Annotated in this window: 25 protein-coding genes; all 25 read left to right on the top strand. The window is 67.4% G+C overall.

What is annotated here, in order from left to right; all coding sequences use genetic code 11:
• Nucleotides 1–387: 387 nt before the first annotated feature.
• Nucleotides 388–762 carry a 30S ribosomal protein S12 gene (gene rpsL / locus CCN39_RS16530; RefSeq protein WP_003102113.1) on the top strand — a complete coding sequence of 125 codons (375 nt, stop codon included), beginning with the start codon at nucleotides 388–390 and terminating at the stop codon, nucleotides 760–762.
• Nucleotides 762–1,232: a 30S ribosomal protein S7 gene (gene rpsG, locus CCN39_RS16525; RefSeq protein WP_003102106.1), complete on the top strand. Its 471-nt coding sequence runs from the start codon at nucleotides 762–764 to the stop codon at nucleotides 1,230–1,232. Before rpsL ends, rpsG begins: the two co-directional genes overlap by 1 nt.
• Before the next feature lie 63 nt (nucleotides 1,233–1,295).
• The gene (gene fusA, locus CCN39_RS16520; protein ID WP_086842948.1) at nucleotides 1,296–3,395 is read left to right on the top strand and encodes an elongation factor G; all 2,100 of its coding nucleotides are present in this window, start codon (nucleotides 1,296–1,298) and stop codon (nucleotides 3,393–3,395) included.
• Nucleotides 3,396–3,524: 129 nt separating this feature from the next.
• On the top strand, nucleotides 3,525–4,718 hold the full coding sequence (gene tuf / locus CCN39_RS16515) for an elongation factor Tu (RefSeq protein WP_086842945.1): 1,194 nt from the start codon (nucleotides 3,525–3,527) through the stop codon (nucleotides 4,716–4,718).
• Nucleotides 4,719–5,110: 392 nt separating this feature from the next.
• Nucleotides 5,111–5,416, top strand: a complete 306-nt coding sequence (gene rpsJ, locus CCN39_RS16510; RefSeq protein ID WP_003102098.1) for a 30S ribosomal protein S10 — start codon at nucleotides 5,111–5,113, stop codon at nucleotides 5,414–5,416.
• A 31-nt stretch (nucleotides 5,417–5,447) separates the two neighbouring features.
• Nucleotides 5,448–6,104 (top strand): 50S ribosomal protein L3, encoded by a 657-nt coding sequence (rplC, locus tag CCN39_RS16505; protein ID WP_086675504.1) that lies wholly within the window; start codon nucleotides 5,448–5,450, stop codon nucleotides 6,102–6,104.
• Nucleotides 6,101–6,790, top strand: a complete 690-nt coding sequence (gene rplD / locus CCN39_RS16500) for a 50S ribosomal protein L4 (protein WP_086842944.1) — start codon at nucleotides 6,101–6,103, stop codon at nucleotides 6,788–6,790. The genes rplC and rplD overlap by 4 nt, the downstream gene beginning before the upstream one ends.
• Nucleotides 6,787–7,098, top strand: a complete 312-nt coding sequence (gene rplW / locus CCN39_RS16495) for a 50S ribosomal protein L23 (RefSeq protein WP_003102087.1) — start codon at nucleotides 6,787–6,789, stop codon at nucleotides 7,096–7,098. Before rplD ends, rplW begins: the two co-directional genes overlap by 4 nt.
• A gap of 15 nt (nucleotides 7,099–7,113) precedes the next feature.
• The gene (gene rplB / locus CCN39_RS16490) at nucleotides 7,114–7,950 is read left to right on the top strand and encodes a 50S ribosomal protein L2 (RefSeq protein ID WP_003102084.1); all 837 of its coding nucleotides are present in this window, start codon (nucleotides 7,114–7,116) and stop codon (nucleotides 7,948–7,950) included.
• An 18-nt stretch (nucleotides 7,951–7,968) separates the two neighbouring features.
• Nucleotides 7,969–8,250 (top strand): 30S ribosomal protein S19, encoded by a 282-nt coding sequence (gene rpsS, locus CCN39_RS16485; protein ID WP_003102083.1) that lies wholly within the window; start codon nucleotides 7,969–7,971, stop codon nucleotides 8,248–8,250.
• Nucleotides 8,251–8,279: 29 nt separating this feature from the next.
• A complete protein-coding gene (rplV, locus tag CCN39_RS16480; protein ID WP_013222606.1) occupies nucleotides 8,280–8,699 on the top strand; it encodes a 50S ribosomal protein L22 in 420 nt (139 codons plus the stop codon).
• Nucleotides 8,699–9,526: a 30S ribosomal protein S3 gene (gene rpsC, locus CCN39_RS16475; protein ID WP_086842942.1), complete on the top strand. Its 828-nt coding sequence runs from the start codon at nucleotides 8,699–8,701 to the stop codon at nucleotides 9,524–9,526. Before rplV ends, rpsC begins: the two co-directional genes overlap by 1 nt.
• A 3-nt stretch (nucleotides 9,527–9,529) precedes the next feature.
• Nucleotides 9,530–9,949 carry a 50S ribosomal protein L16 gene (gene rplP / locus CCN39_RS16470; RefSeq protein ID WP_004558864.1) on the top strand — a complete coding sequence of 140 codons (420 nt, stop codon included), beginning with the start codon at nucleotides 9,530–9,532 and terminating at the stop codon, nucleotides 9,947–9,949.
• Nucleotides 9,949–10,197 carry a 50S ribosomal protein L29 gene (rpmC, locus tag CCN39_RS16465; protein WP_013222608.1) on the top strand — a complete coding sequence of 83 codons (249 nt, stop codon included), beginning with the start codon at nucleotides 9,949–9,951 and terminating at the stop codon, nucleotides 10,195–10,197. The genes rplP and rpmC overlap by 1 nt, the downstream gene beginning before the upstream one ends.
• Nucleotides 10,194–10,472 carry a 30S ribosomal protein S17 gene (rpsQ, locus tag CCN39_RS16460; protein WP_043781942.1) on the top strand — a complete coding sequence of 93 codons (279 nt, stop codon included), beginning with the start codon at nucleotides 10,194–10,196 and terminating at the stop codon, nucleotides 10,470–10,472. Before rpmC ends, rpsQ begins: the two co-directional genes overlap by 4 nt.
• A gap of 80 nt (nucleotides 10,473–10,552) precedes the next feature.
• Nucleotides 10,553–10,921: a 50S ribosomal protein L14 gene (rplN, locus tag CCN39_RS16455; protein WP_004558867.1), complete on the top strand. Its 369-nt coding sequence runs from the start codon at nucleotides 10,553–10,555 to the stop codon at nucleotides 10,919–10,921.
• Entirely contained in the window at nucleotides 10,921–11,235 is a 315-nt protein-coding gene (rplX, locus tag CCN39_RS16450; protein ID WP_013222610.1) for a 50S ribosomal protein L24, read from the top strand. The genes rplN and rplX overlap by 1 nt, the downstream gene beginning before the upstream one ends.
• Complete coding sequence (rplE, locus tag CCN39_RS16445) at nucleotides 11,235–11,798, top strand: 50S ribosomal protein L5 (RefSeq protein WP_086842940.1); 564 nt, start codon at nucleotides 11,235–11,237, stop codon at nucleotides 11,796–11,798. The genes rplX and rplE overlap by 1 nt, the downstream gene beginning before the upstream one ends.
• A 4-nt stretch (nucleotides 11,799–11,802) precedes the next feature.
• Complete coding sequence (locus tag CCN39_RS16440) at nucleotides 11,803–11,988, top strand: type Z 30S ribosomal protein S14 (protein WP_004558870.1); 186 nt, start codon at nucleotides 11,803–11,805, stop codon at nucleotides 11,986–11,988.
• 84 nt (nucleotides 11,989–12,072) lie between these two features.
• Nucleotides 12,073–12,471, top strand: a complete 399-nt coding sequence (gene rpsH, locus CCN39_RS16435) for a 30S ribosomal protein S8 (protein WP_004558871.1) — start codon at nucleotides 12,073–12,075, stop codon at nucleotides 12,469–12,471.
• A gap of 16 nt (nucleotides 12,472–12,487) precedes the next feature.
• The gene (gene rplF, locus CCN39_RS16430) at nucleotides 12,488–13,027 is read left to right on the top strand and encodes a 50S ribosomal protein L6 (RefSeq protein WP_086842938.1); all 540 of its coding nucleotides are present in this window, start codon (nucleotides 12,488–12,490) and stop codon (nucleotides 13,025–13,027) included.
• A gap of 2 nt (nucleotides 13,028–13,029) precedes the next feature.
• Nucleotides 13,030–13,428 carry a 50S ribosomal protein L18 gene (rplR, locus tag CCN39_RS16425; protein WP_167455108.1) on the top strand — a complete coding sequence of 133 codons (399 nt, stop codon included), beginning with the start codon at nucleotides 13,030–13,032 and terminating at the stop codon, nucleotides 13,426–13,428.
• Between the two features lie 34 nt (nucleotides 13,429–13,462).
• Entirely contained in the window at nucleotides 13,463–14,107 is a 645-nt protein-coding gene (gene rpsE, locus CCN39_RS16420; protein WP_004558874.1) for a 30S ribosomal protein S5, read from the top strand.
• 4 nt (nucleotides 14,108–14,111) lie between these two features.
• A complete protein-coding gene (gene rpmD / locus CCN39_RS16415; RefSeq protein ID WP_020662785.1) occupies nucleotides 14,112–14,297 on the top strand; it encodes a 50S ribosomal protein L30 in 186 nt (61 codons plus the stop codon).
• Nucleotides 14,294–14,740, top strand: coding sequence for a 50S ribosomal protein L15 (gene rplO, locus CCN39_RS16410; protein ID WP_086842934.1), 447 nt, complete (start codon nucleotides 14,294–14,296; stop codon nucleotides 14,738–14,740). The genes rpmD and rplO overlap by 4 nt, the downstream gene beginning before the upstream one ends.
• Nucleotides 14,741–14,965 lie beyond the last annotated feature (225 nt).

The raw sequence follows: 14,965 nt of genomic DNA, 5'->3' as shown, positions 1-14,965 counted from the left end.
CCGCCCATCCGCGCGCCCGCCGCCGCGTCGAAACCACGCCCCACGACCGTGATCGCCCCCGCGACCCGAGGCGTGGGAATGTCCCGCGGCGCCGGGCCGTTGAGAGGTACGCTGGAGGTTCGCCGACCTACAGACCCCCCGCCGCCGTCCTCCCGGACCCGGGCGGGTATCTTTGGAGACCGTGCCCGGCATGCGTCGGGCCGCTCCGCGTGCCGTGCGCATGGGCGGGGTGCTCAGGCACCCGGTCACCGGCTTCGGCAGGTCGGGGTTCCGACGGAAATCCCTCCGGGAAGTTACCGGTCGCGAGACCGTGACGCGGGCCGACACGCCCGACCGCGGGGGCCGGTGAAGACACGAAGAAGCAGATCACGACAGGAAGCTGGTCCATTGCCCACGATCCAGCAGCTGGTCCGCAAGGGCCGCCAGGACAAGGCTGCCAAGCAGAAGACCGCGGCCCTCAAGGGGAGCCCGCAGCGGCGCGGCGTGTGCACCCGCGTGTACACCACCACCCCCAAGAAGCCGAACTCGGCGCTGCGCAAGGTCGCGCGTGTGAAGCTGACCAGCGGCATCGAGGTCACCGCCTACATCCCCGGTGAGGGCCACAACCTGCAGGAGCACTCGATGGTGCTCGTGCGCGGTGGTCGTGTGAAGGACCTTCCGGGTGTCCGTTACAAGATCATCCGCGGTTCGCTCGACACGCAGGGTGTCAAGAACCGCAAGCAGGCGCGCAGCCGGTACGGCGCGAAGAAGGAGAAGAGCTAATGCCCCGCAAGGGTCCGGCCCCCAAGCGGCCGCTGATCTCCGACCCCGTCTACGCCTCCCCGCTGGTCACCCAGCTGGTGAACAAGGTGCTGAAGGACGGGAAGCGGTCCCTGGCCGAGCGCATCGTGTACGGCGCGCTCGAAGGCGCTCGCGAGAAGACGGGCACCGACCCGGTCGTCACGCTGAAGCGCGCCCTCGACAACGTGAAGCCCACCATCGAGGTGAAGAGCCGCCGCGTCGGTGGTGCCACCTACCAGGTGCCGATCGAGGTCAAGCCGGGCCGCTCCACGACGCTGGCGCTGCGCTGGCTGGTCTCCTTCTCGCAGGCTCGCCGCGAGAAGACGATGATCGAGCGCCTGCAGAACGAGCTCCTGGACGCTTCCAACGGCCTCGGTGCCTCCGTGAAGCGTCGCGAGGACACGCACAAGATGGCCGAGTCCAACCGGGCCTTCGCGCACTACCGCTGGTGATGACCGCCCGGCTGTCGACCAAGCCATGCCGGGCCCCAAGCTTGAGAACAGGGGAACACTCTCGTGGCACGTGAAGTGCTGACCGACCTGAACAAGGTCCGCAACATCGGCATCATGGCCCACATCGACGCCGGCAAGACGACGACCACCGAGCGGATCCTGTTCTACACCGGGGTCAACTACAAGATCGGTGAAGTCCACGACGGCGCCGCCACCATGGACTGGATGGAGGAGGAGCAGAAGCGGGGTATCACCATCACCTCGGCTGCCACCACCACCTTCTGGGACGACCACCAGATCAACATCATCGACACCCCCGGGCACGTCGACTTCACCGTCGAGGTGGAGCGCAACCTGCGGGTGCTCGACGGTGCGGTCGCCGTCTTCGACGGCAAGGAGGGCGTCGAGCCGCAGTCGGAGCAGGTCTGGCGGCAGGCGGACAAGTACGACGTCCCGCGCATCTGCTTCGTCAACAAGATGGACAAGCTGGGCGCGGACTTCTACTACACCGTGAAGACCATCGTGGACCGCCTCGGCGTGCGCCCGCTGGTCATCCAGCTGCCGATCGGCGCCGAGAACGACTTCGAAGGCGTCGTCGACCTGGTCCGCATGAAGGCGCTGACCTGGCGCGGCGAGGTCCAGAAGGGCGAGGACTACTCGGTCGAGGACATCCCGGCCGAGCTGGCCGACAAGGCCGCGGAGTACCGCGAGAAGCTCGTCGAGACCGTCGCCGAGGCGGACGACGCGCTGATGGAGAAGTTCCTCGAGGGTGAGGAGCTGACGGAGGCCGAGATCAAGGCCGGCATCCGGAAGCTCACCATCACCAGCCAGGTCTTCCCGGTGCTGGCCGGTTCCGCGTTCAAGAACAAGGGCGTGCAGCCCATGCTCGACGCGGTCATCGACTACCTGCCGACCCCGCTGGACGTCCCGGCCGTCGAGGGCCTGCTGCCCGACGGCGAGACCGTGGCTTCCCGCAAGGCGTCGGTCGACGAGCCGTTCGCCGCGCTCGCGTTCAAGATCGCCGCGCACCCGTTCTTCGGCAAGCTGACCTACATCCGGGTGTACTCGGGCAAGGTCGCCGCCGGCGCGCAGGTCATCAACGCGACCAAGGAGCGCAAGGAGCGCATCGGGAAGATCTTCCAGATGCACTCCAACAAGGAGAACCCGGTCGACGACGCCCAGGTCGGCCACATCTACGCGGTCATCGGGCTGAAGGACACCACCACGGGTGACACCCTGGCGGACCCGCAGAACCCGATCGTGCTGGAGTCGATGACGTTCCCCGAGCCGGTCATCCGGGTCGCGATCGAACCGAAGACGAAGGCCGACCAGGAGAAGCTGTCCCTGGCGATCCAGAAGCTGGCCGAAGAGGACCCGACGTTCCAGGTCAAGCTGGACGAGGACACCGGCCAGACGATCATCGCGGGCATGGGCGAGCTGCACCTCGAGGTGCTGGTGAACCGGATGAAGTCCGACTACAAGGTCGAGGCGAACATCGGCAAGCCGCAGGTCGCCTACCGTGAGACGATCAAGAAGACGGTCGAGAAGCTCGACTACGTCCACAAGAAGCAGACCGGTGGTTCCGGCCAGTTCGCGAAGGTCATCGTGAAGCTGGAGCCGCTCGAGCGCACCGACGGCGCGCTCTACGAGTTCGACAACAAGGTGACCGGTGGTCGCGTGCCGCGGGAGTACATCCCGTCGGTGGACGCGGGCGCGCAGGACGCGATGCAGTACGGCGTCCTGGCCGGCTACCCGCTCGTCGGGTTGAAGTTCACCCTGTTGGACGGTGCGTACCACGAGGTCGACTCTTCGGAGATGGCGTTCAAGATCGCCGGTTCCATGGCGATGAAGGAAGCCGCGAAGAAGGCCGGCCCGGTGATCCTGGAGCCGATGATGGCGGTCGAGGTGACCACGCCCGAGGACTACATGGGTGACGTCATCGGTGACCTCAACTCCCGTCGTGGTCAGATCCAGGCCATGGAGGAGCGTGCGGGCACCCGCGTCGTGAAGGCGCTGGTCCCGCTGTCGGAGATGTTCGGCTACGTCGGCGACCTGCGGTCCCGCACCCAGGGCCGGGCGAACTACTCCATGGTGTTCGACTCCTACGCCGAGGTTCCCGCGAACGTCGCGAAGGAAATCATCGCGAAGGCGACGGGGGAGTAACTCCCCCCACCGCACGCGGGCATTAAGGAACTCTCCTGAACGTCCGCAGCACCGACGAAGGAACATTCATGGGGCGGCAGCCACGCCGCCCCATGAGCACCAAGCAAATCAGTCCAGGAGGACATTCCAGTGGCGAAGGCGAAATTCGAGCGGACCAAGCCGCACGTCAACATCGGCACCATCGGTCACGTTGACCACGGCAAGACGACTCTGACCGCGGCCATCACCAAGGTGCTGCACGACAAGTACCCGGAGCTGAACGAGTCGCGGGCGTTCGACCAGATCGACAACGCGCCGGAAGAGAAGCAGCGCGGCATCACGATCAACATCTCGCACGTCGAGTACCAGACCGAGAAGCGTCACTACGCGCACGTGGACGCCCCGGGTCACGCGGACTACATCAAGAACATGATCACCGGTGCCGCCCAGATGGACGGCGCGATCCTGGTCGTGGCCGCCACCGACGGCCCGATGCCGCAGACCCGTGAGCACGTGCTGCTCGCCCGCCAGGTCGGCGTGCCCTACATCGTGGTCGCGCTGAACAAGGCCGACATGGTCGACGACGAGGAGATCCTCGAGCTCGTCGAGCTGGAGGTCCGCGAGCTGCTGTCCTCGCAGGAGTTCCCGGGCGACGACGCGCCGGTCGTGCGCGTTTCCGGCCTGAAGGCCCTCGAGGGCGACGAGAAGTGGTCCGAGGCCGTTCTCGAGCTGATGAGCGCTGTCGACGACAACGTGCCGGACCCGGTGCGTGAGCTCGACAAGCCGTTCCTGATGCCGATCGAGGACGTCTTCACCATCACCGGTCGTGGCACCGTGGTGACCGGTCGCGTCGAGCGCGGCCAGATCAACGTCAACGAAGAGGTCGAGATCGTGGGTATCCGCGAGAAGTCGACCAAGACCACCGTCACCGGTGTCGAGATGTTCCGCAAGCTGCTCGACTCGGGCCAGGCGGGCGACAACGTCGGCCTGCTGGTCCGCGGCATCAAGCGCGAGGACGTCGAGCGCGGCCAGGTCGTCGTGAAGCCGGGCACCACCACCCCGCACACCGACTTCGAGGGCCGGGTCTACATCCTGTCGAAGGACGAGGGTGGCCGTCACACCCCGTTCTTCAACAACTACCGCCCGCAGTTCTACTTCCGCACCACCGACGTGACCGGCGTCGTGACCCTCCCCGAGGGCACCGAGATGGTCATGCCGGGCGACAACACCGACATCTCGGTCCAGCTGATCCAGCCGGTCGCGATGGACGAGGGTCTGCGCTTCGCCATCCGCGAGGGTGGCCGGACCGTCGGCGCGGGCCAGGTCACCAAGATCAACAAGTGATTTCACGCCCCGGCCGGGGGTGATACACCCCCGGCTCAGGGGCGTCAAATCACGTGTGCGACACTATTCAGGTTGCTCGTCCTGGGGCGGCCGATTCCTTCGGGGGTCCGGCCGCCTCGGTGCGAGTGGCCACGGTCCGCGGAGCTCTTTCCTTCGGGTGAGGCGAGCGGGCAAGGGCAGTGAGACGGTCAGCCGGCTCATAGCCTCCTCACGTTGAGGAAGACCAGGCAAGACGACGATCCCGCGGGATCCGTCTGTGCGTCGGGCGCGACACGCCCGACCGCGTGGACCGGGGACAGGGCCGTTGAACTGCGGAAACCCAAGCCAGGTGGGGACACCGGCCGGGGTTTTGTGAGATAGCGGCACGAGACGACAAGGAACGAGCAGCCACCATGGCGGGACAGAAGATCCGCATCCGGCTCAAGGCCTACGACCACGAGGCGATCGACACCTCGGCGCGCAAGATCGTGGAGACGGTCACGCGCACCGGCGCCCGGGTTGTCGGGCCGGTGCCGCTGCCCACCGAGAAGAACGTTTACTGCGTCATCCGCTCGCCGCACAAGTACAAGGACTCGCGCGAGCACTTCGAGATGCGCACGCACAAGCGTCTGATCGACATCCTCGACCCGACGCCGAAGACGGTCGACGCGCTCATGCGCATCGACCTGCCGGCGAGCGTCGACGTCAACATCCAGTAAGCGTTGGGCGAGCGGCGGAGATAAGAGACTCATGTCTGACAGGCAGATGAAGGGCATCCTGGGCACCAAGCTCGGCATGACCCAGGTCTTCGACGAGCAGAACCGGGTTGTCCCGGTCACCGTCGTGAAGGCCGGTCCGAACGTGGTCACCCAGGTTCGGACCCAGGAGAAGGACGGCTACAAGGCCGTGCAGCTGGCGTTCGGCGCGGTCGACCCGCGCAAGGTGAACAAGCCGCGCACCGGCCACTACGACAAGGCGGGCGTGACCCCGCGGCGCTTCCTCGCGGAGCTGCGTACCACCGACGCCGAGACCTACGAGGTCGGCCAGGAGATCACCGCCGAGGTGTTCGCCGCCGGCGTCGAGGTCGACGTGACCGGGACCAGCAAGGGCAAGGGCTACGCCGGTGTCATGAAGCGCCACGGTTTCAAGGGCCAGGGCGCGAGCCACGGTGCCCAGGCCGTGCACCGCAAGCCGGGTTCGATCGGTGGCTGCGCCACCCCCGGCCGCGTCTTCAAGGGCCTGCGCATGGCGGGCCGGATGGGCAACGACCGGGTCACCACGCAGAACCTGACCGTGCACGCCGTGCGTGCCGAGGACGGCCTGCTGCTGATCAAGGGCGCCGTGCCCGGTCCCAAGGGCGGCCTGCTGTTCGTGCGCAGCGCCGCGAAGGGTGGTAACTCCGAATGACAAGCGTCGAGCTGAAGACCCCGGCCGGTAAAGCCGACGGCACCGTGGACCTCCCCGAGGAGATCTTCGACGTGCAGGCCAATGTCGCGCTGATGCACCAGGTGGTGGTGGCCCAGCAGGCCGCCGCGCGCCAGGGCACGCACGACACGAAGACCCGTGGCGAAGTTCGCGGTGGCGGCAAGAAGCCGTACCGCCAGAAGGGCACCGGCCGTGCCCGCCAGGGTTCGACCCGCGCGCCGCAGTTCGCCGGTGGTGGCGTCGTCCACGGCCCCACGCCGCGTGACTACTCCCAGCGCACCCCGAAGAAGATGAAGGCCGCCGCCCTGCGTGGCGCCCTCTCCGACCGGGCCCGCGCCGGCCAGCTGCACGTCGTCACCGAGCTGGTGACCGGCGAGAAGCCGTCGACCAAGGCCGCCAAGGCCGCCCTCGCCGCCGTCACGGCCGCGAAGCGCGTGCTCGTGGTGCTGGACCGGGCCGACGAGCTGAGCTGGGTTTCCCTGCGGAACCTGCCCGAGGTGCACATCCTCTGGGCGGACCAGCTCAACACCTACGACGTGCTGGTCAACGACGACGTCGTGTTCACCAAGGCCGCGTACGACGCGTTCGTCGCCGGCCCCGCCCGTGGCAAGGCCGTCAAGGCTTCCGCGCGGTCGGGCGAGGTCACGGAAGGGAGTGACGAGAAGTGAGTTCGGTCGCCATTCCGGACCCCCGCGACATCCTGCTCGCGCCGGTCATCTCCGAGAAGTCCTACGGGCTGCTCGAGGACCACAAGTACACGTTCATCGTCCGCCCGGACGCCAACAAGACCCAGATCAAGATCGCGGTCGAGAAGGTGTTCGGCGTCAAGGTGGTCAGCGTCAACACGGCCAACCGCCAGGGCAAGCGGAAGCGGACTCGCGCAGGCTTCGGCAAGCGCAAGGACACCAAGCGCGCCATCGTGACTCTTTCGCCCGAGAGCAAGGCGATCGAGATCTTCGGCGGACCCACCGCGTAAAGGACTGAGCTGACAATGGGCATCCGCAAGTACAAGCCGACGACCCCGGGTCGTCGCGGTTCGAGCGTCTCGGACTTCGCCGAGATCACCCGCTCCACCCCGGAGAAGTCGCTGCTTCGTCCGCTGAGCGGTTCGGGCGGTCGCAACTCGTCCGGCAAGATCACCACCCGGCACAAGGGTGGCGGCCACAAGCGCGCTTACCGCGTCATCGACTTCCGTCGCAATGACAAGGACGGCATCCCCGCCAAGGTCGCGCACATCGAGTACGACCCCAACCGGTCCGCTCGCATCGCGCTGCTGCACTACGCCGACGGCGAGAAGCGCTACATCATCGCGCCGGAGAAGCTGAAGCAGGGCGACACCGTCGAGAACGGCCCCCGGGCCGACATCAAGCCGGGCAACAACCTGCCGCTGCGCAACATCCCGGTCGGCACCGTGATCCACGCGATCGAGCTCCGCCCCGGCGGCGGCGCGAAGATGGCGCGGTCCGCGGGCGCGAAGGTGCAGCTCGTCGCCAAGGACGGTCCGTACGCCCAGCTGCGTCTCCCCTCGGGTGAGATCCGCAACGTGGACGTGCGCAACCGCGCCACGGTCGGCGAGGTCGGCAACTCCGAGCACGCCAACATCAACTGGGGCAAGGCCGGCCGCAACCGCTGGCGCGGCAAGCGCCCCACGGTCCGTGGTGTCGTCATGAACCCGGTCGACCACCCGCACGGTGGTGGTGAGGGTAAGACCTCCGGTGGTCGCCACCCGGTCAACCCGAACGGTAAGCCCGAGGGCCGCACGCGTCGCCGCAAGGCGTCCGACGCCCTCATCGTCCGCCGCCGGCGTACCGGCAAGAACAAGCGCTGAGCAGGGAGGTAGAACAACATGCCACGTAGCCTCAAGAAGGGCCCGTTCGTGGACGACCACCTGCTCAAGAAGGTGGACGCGCTGAACGAATCGGGCAAGAAGACCGTGATCAAGACTTGGTCGCGGCGTTCCACGATCATCCCGGATTTCCTGGGTCACACGATCGCGGTGCACGACGGCCGCAAGCACGTCCCGGTGTTCGTCACCGAGGCGATGGTGGGTCACAAGCTGGGCGAGTTCGCCCCGACGCGGACCTTCAAGGGCCACATCAAGGACGACCGCAAGTCGCGCCGCCGCTGAGCGGGCACGAAACCACAGAGGAAGTAGCGATGAACGCCCAGAACGACGCGACGACCGAGGCTGAACTGCCTACGGCGTACGCGCGGGCTCGCTTCGTCCGGGACTCGCCGACCAAGGTGCGCCGGGTGATCGAGCTCATCAAGGGACGTAGCGCCGCCGACGCCTTGGCCGTGCTCCGGTTCGCCCCGCAGGCGGCCAGCGAGCCGGTCGCGAAGGTGCTCGCCAGCGCCGTGGCCAACGCCGAGAACAACCTTCAGCTGGACCCGGAGACGCTCTGGGTCAAGAACGCGTACGCCGACGAGGGCCCCACCCTCAAGCGCATCCGGCCGCGGGCCCAGGGCCGCGCGTACCGGATCCGCAAGCGGACCAGCCACATCACCGTCGAGGTGGAGTCGCGTCCGGCCGTCGCGCAGAAGGCTCAGAGCAAGAAGAAGGCAGGTGGCCGGTAGTGGGCCAGAAGATCAACCCGCACGGTTTCCGCCTGGGTATCACCACGGACTGGAAGTCGCGCTGGTACGCCGACAAGCAGTACGCCGAGTACGTGGCCGAGGACGTCAAGATCCGCAAGCTCCTCGCCACCGGCATGGAGCGCGCGGGCATCTCCAAGGTCGAGATCGAGCGCACCCGTGACCGCGTCCGCGTGGACATCCACACCGCCCGGCCGGGCATCGTCATCGGCCGCCGCGGTGCGGAGGCCGACCGGATCCGCGGCGCGCTGGAGAAGCTGACCAAGAAGCAGGTCCAGCTGAACATCCTCGAGGTCAAGAACCCCGAGGCCGACGCCCAGCTGGTCGCCCAGGCGGTCGCGGAGCAGCTCTCCAACCGCGTGGCGTTCCGCCGCGCGATGCGGAAGGCGATCCAGACCTCCATGCGCTCGCCGCAGGTCAAGGGCATCCGCGTGCAGTGCGGCGGTCGTCTCGGCGGTGCCGAGATGTCCCGCTCCGAGCACTACCGCGATGGCCGCGTCCCGCTGCACACGCTGCGCGCCGACATCGACTACGGCTTCTTCGAGGCCAAGACGACGTTCGGTCGCATCGGCGTCAAGGTGTGGATCTACAAGGGTGAGCTCGTCGGTGGCCTGAAGGCCCGCGAAGCCCGCGACGCCGCCGAGCGCGCGCCGCGTCGCGACCGCGACCGCAGCGACCGGCCGTCCCGCCCGCGTCGTTCCGGCGCGTCGGGCACGACCGCCACCTCGACCGAAGCCGGTCGCGCGGCCGCTGCCGCCACCACTGAGGCGGCCCCGGCCACCGAGACCGCAGAAAAGACGGAGGGCTGAGACGTGCTCATCCCGCGCAGGGTCAAGCACCGGAAGCAGCACTCCCCGAAGCGCCACGGCGCCGCCAAGGGTGGCACGAAGGTCAGCTTCGGCGAGTACGGCATCCAGGCGCTTGAGCACAGCTACGTGACGAACCGGCAGATCGAGTCCGCTCGTATCGCCATGACCCGTCACATCAAGCGTGGTGGCAAGGTGTGGACGACCATCTACCCGGACCGCCCGCTGACCAAGAAGCCGGCCGAAACCCGCATGGGTTCCGGTAAGGGTTCGCCGGAGTGGTGGATCGCCAACGTGAAGCCGGGCCGCGTGATGTTCGAGATCTCGTTCCCGAACGAGGAGACGGCTCGTGAGGCGCTGCGCCGCGCGATCCACAAGCTGCCCATGAAGTGCCGCATCGTGACCCGTGAAGGTGGTGAGTTCTGATGGCTAACGCAGGTGCCGCTCAGGCATCGGAGCTGCGTGAGCTCACCGCGGAAGAGCTCGTCCTGCGTCTGAAGGAATACAAGGAGGAGCTGTTCAACCTCCGCTTCCAGATGGCGACCGGGCAGCTCGACAACAACCGCCGTCTGCGCACCGTCCGCACGGACATCGCGCGGATCTACACGGTCATGCGCGAGCGCGAACTCGGCCTGTCCGTTGCCCCCGACGCCGAGAGTGAAGGTGCCGCATGAGCGAGCCCACCACCGAGACGCCGGCCCGGAACGACCGCAAGGTCCGCGAGGGCTACGTCGTCTCGGACAAGATGAACAAGACGATCGTGGTCGAGCTCGAGGACCGCAAGAAGCACCCCCGTTACTCGAAGGTCGTCCGCTCCACCTCCAAGGTGAAGGTGCACGACGAGAACAACGAGGCGGGCGTGGGCGACCGGGTCACCCTGATGGAGACCCGCCCGCTGTCGGCGACGAAGCGGTGGCGCCTGGTGCAGATCGTGGAGAAGGCCAAGTAAGCAGGGCTCTTTTCAAGAGTTCTTAGTTCCGCAAGGCTCGCTCGTCCGGGCGAGAACCGGCGCGACATACAGGAGTTGACGTGATCCAGCAGGAGTCGCGGCTTCGGGTAGCCGACAACACGGGTGCGAAGGAAATCCTCTGCATCCGCGTTCTCGGTGGCTCCGGGCGGCGCTACGCCGGCATCGGCGACATCATCGTCGCCACCGTGAAGGACGCCATCCCGGCTGCCGGGGTGAAGAAGGGCGACGTCGTCAAGGCCGTCATCGTCCGCACGGTCAAGGAGCGCCGTCGTCCGGACGGTTCCTACATCCGGTTCGACGAGAACGCCGCCGTGCTCATCAAGAACGACAACGAGCCCCGCGGCACCCGCATCTTCGGTCCGGTGGGCCGCGAGCTGCGCGACCGAAAGTTCATGAAGATCATTTCGCTCGCGCCGGAGGTGCTGTGATGAAGGTGAAGAAGGGCGACACGGTCGTCGTCATCGCCGGCAAGGACAAGGGCGCCAAGGGCAAGGTCATCCAGGCTTACCCGGAGCGCGAGCGCGTGCTGGTCGAAGGCGTGAACCGGATCAAGAAGCACACGCGGATCAGCCAGACCCAGCGCGGTGCGCAGTCCGGCGGCATCGTCACGCAGGAGGCGCCCATCCACGTCTCGAACGTGATGGTCGTCGACTCGGACGGCAAGCCGGCCCGGGTGGGTTACCGCATCGGCGAGGACGGCAAGAAGGTCCGGATCTCGCGCCGGAACGGTAAGGACATCTGATGACCACCGCAGAGAAGACCTCTCCGCGCCTCAAGGTGCGGTACCGCGAGGAAATCAAGGGCCAGCTGCAGGCTGAGTTCTCCTTCGAGAACGTCCACCAGATCCCGGGCGTGACGAAGGTCGTCGTGAACATGGGCGTCGGCGACGCCGCCCGCGACAGCAAGCTGATCGAGGGCGCGGTCAAGGACCTCGCGCTGATCACCGGCCAGAAGCCGGAGGTCCGGAAGGCCCGCAAGTCCATCGCGCAGTTCAAGCTGCGTGAAGGCCAGCCGATCGGCGCGCGCGTCACGCTGCGCGGCGACCGCATGTGGGAGTTCCTCGACCGGCTGCTGACCATCGCGCTGCCGCGTATCCGCGACTTCCGCGGGCTTTCGCCGAAGCAGTTCGACGGCCACGGCAACTACACGTTCGGTCTCAACGAGCAGTCGATGTTCCACGAGATCGACCCCGACTCCATCGACCGCCCGCGCGGCATGGACGTCACCGTCGTCACGACCGCCACGAACGACGACGAGGGCCGGGCGCTGCTGCGCAAGCTCGGCTTCCCGTTCAAGGAGAACTGAGCCGATGGCCAAGAAAGCACTGGTCCACAAGGCCGCGAAGAAGCCGAAGTTCGCCGTGCGCGCCTACACCCGCTGCCAGCGGTGCGGCCGCCCGCACGCCGTGTTCCGCAAGTTCGGGCTCTGCCGGATCTGCCTTCGCGAGATGGCGCACGCGGGCGAGCTGCCCGGCGTCCGCAAGTCCAGCTGGTAAGAGCTTCTATTTAACTCCACTTCGCCACAGGCCCCGCCCCCTTCGAGGGGCGGGGAACCAGGCGAGAAAGGTTGACAGGTCACCATGACGATGACCGACCCCATCGCAGACTTCTTGACGCGTCTGCGTAACGCGAACTCGGCGTACCACGACGAGGTCAAGCTCCCGCACTCGAAGCTCAAGGCGAACATCGCCGAGATCCTCAAGCGCGAGGGTTACATCGCGGGTTACCACGACGAGCCGGGCGAGAAGCACAAGAACCTCGTCGTCGAGCTCAAGTACGGCCCCAACCGTGAGCGGAGCATCGCCGGCCTGCGGCGCGTCTCCAAGCCCGGCCTGCGGGTCTACGCAAAATCGACCGAACTGCCGTCGGTCCTCGGCGGCCTGGGCATCGCGATCATTTCGACGTCCGGTGGCCTGCAGACGGACCGGCAGGCCAAGCGCAACAGCGTGGGCGGCGAAGTCCTCGCCTACGTCTGGTAAGGGAAGGGGTACAGGCATGTCACGCATCGGAAAGCTGCCGGTCGCCGTCCCTTCCGGGGTCGAGGTGACCATCGACGGTCAGCACATCAAGGTCAAGGGGCCCAAGGGCACCCTGGAGCACACCGTCGCCGAGCCGATCACCGTCGAGCGCGACGAGGACGGCACGCTGCTGGTCAAGCGCCCGGATGACGAGCGCACCAGCAAGGCGCTGCACGGACTCACCCGCACGCTGGTGAACAACCTCGTCGTCGGCGTCACCGCCGGCTACGAGAAGAAGATGGAAATCCACGGCGTGGGTTACCGCGTGCAGGCCAAGGGCTCGGACCTCGAGTTCGCCCTCGGCTACTCGCACCCGGTCAAGATCGAGGCCCCCGAGGGCATCACCTTCAAGGTGGAGACCCCGACCCGGTTCTCGGTCTCGGGCATCGACAAGCAGAAGGTCGGCCAGATCTCGGCCGTCATCCGCAAGCTGCGGCGCCCGGACCCGTACAAGGGCAAGGGCCTGCGCTACGAGGGTGAGAAGATCCGCCGCAAGGTCGGAAAGACGGGTAAGTGATCATGAGCGACACGACTACGAAGCGCAAGCCGGTGGGCAAGGACATCTCGACCCGCCGCCGCGTCGCGAAGGCCCGTCGGCACTTCCGGCTCCGCAAGAAGGTCTCGGGCACCGACCAGCGTCCGCGCCTGGTCGTCAAGCGGTCCTCGCGGCACATCGCCGTGCAGGTGATCGACGACCTCGCCGGCCGCACGCTGGTGTCGGCGTCCACCCTCGAGGCGGACGTCCGGTCGGTCGACGGCGACAAGAAGGCCAAGGCCGCCAAGGTCGGGGAACTCGTCGCCGAGCGGGCCAAGAACGCCGGGATCTCGGCTGTGGTGTTCGACCGTGGGGGCAACGCCTACCACGGCCGCATCGCCGCGCTCGCCGACGCCGCCCGTGAGGCGGGGTTGGAGTTCTGACGATGCAGAAGCTTGTTAACGGAAGGAAAGCCTGATGCCGGGACGTACACGGCAATTCGGCGGCGGCCAGGGTGGACCCGGCGGGCAGGGCGGCAACGACCGCGGTGACCGTCGCGACCGCCGCGACCGGCGCGACAGCGGCCGTGGCGGGGCGGCCCAGGACAAGACCCCGCACCTCGAGAAGGTCGTGACGATCAACCGCGTCGCCAAGGTCGTCAAGGGTGGTCGTCGCTTCAGCTTCACCGCCCTGGTGGTCGTCGGCGACGGCGACGGTCAGGTCGGCGTCGGCTACGGCAAGGCCAAGGAAGTTCCCGCGGCCATCGCCAAGGGCGTCGAGGAAGCGAAGAAGAACTTCTTCCGCGTTCCGCGCGTCGGCGGCACCATTCCGCACCCGATCCAGGGTGAGGAAGCCGCCGGTGTGGTCCTGCTCCGCCCGGCTTCCGCCGGTACCGGCGTCATCGCCGGTGGCCCGGTGCGCGCCGTGCTGGAGTGCGCGGGTGTCCACGACGTGCTGTCGAAGTCGCTCGGCTCCGACAACGCGATCAACATCGTGCACGCGACCGTGGCGGCCCTGAAGGGTCTGCAGCGTCCCGAAGAGGTCGCGGCTCGCCGCGGTCTCCCGCTCGAGGACGTCGCGCCGGCCCGGATGCTGCGCCAGCGTGCGGGCCAGGGGGTCTGATCACATGGCTCAGCTCAAGGTCACCCAGGTCAAGAGCAAGATCGGCACGAAGCACGCTCACCGCGAGTCGCTGCGCACCCTCGGGCTGCGCAAGATCCGCCAGAGCGTCGTGCGTGAAGACAGCCCCCAGGTGCGCGGCCTGATCCACACCGTCCGCCACCTGGTGGAGGTCGAGGAGGTCAAGGCATGACGGCCATCAAGATCCACCACCTGCGTCCGGCTCCGGGCGCCAAGCGCGACAAGATCCGCGTGGGCCGTGGTGAGGGTTCGAAGGGCAAGACGGCCGGTCGCGGTACGAAGGGCACCAAGGCCCGGAAGAACGTGCCGGCCCGGTTCGAGGGTGGGCAGATGCCCATCCAGATGCGGCTCCCGAAGCTCCGCGGCTTCAAGAACCGCTTCCGCACCGAGTACCAGCCGGTGAACGTGGGCGACATCGCCCGCGTCTTCCCGGACGGCGGCACCATCGGTGCCGACGAGCTGGTCAAGGGCGGCCTGGTCCGCAAGGGCAAGCTGGTGAAGGTCCTCGGCAACGGCGACGTGAACGGCGTCAAGCTGAACGTCACCGCCGACGCGTTCTCCGGCTCCGCCAAGGAGAAGCTCGAAGCGGCCGGTGGCTCCGCCACCACCAACTGAGGTTGCTCGTTCGAAGGCCCGTCTGGCTCAGCCAGGCGGGCCTTCGGCGGTTCCGGGGGATTCCTTGCCGGGACGGCAATCCGGACGGAGGATCGAAAGGGTGGACAGACCGCCCCAGGACCCCGCAGCACAGCCCGACGGCGCCGGGTCGCCGTTGAGCTTCCCGGTGGAAGCCCCGCGCCCCGCAGGCCCCGAGCCGGGAGCAGGCGCACCGGCGCCCCTCGC

The sequence above is a fragment of the Amycolatopsis kentuckyensis genome (assembly GCF_002155975.1).
In the GTDB taxonomy this organism is placed as follows: Bacteria; Actinomycetota; Actinomycetes; order Mycobacteriales; family Pseudonocardiaceae; genus Amycolatopsis; species Amycolatopsis kentuckyensis.
Note: the sequence above shows the minus strand (reverse complement) of the source record. Positions and strands in the feature narration are given on the sequence as shown.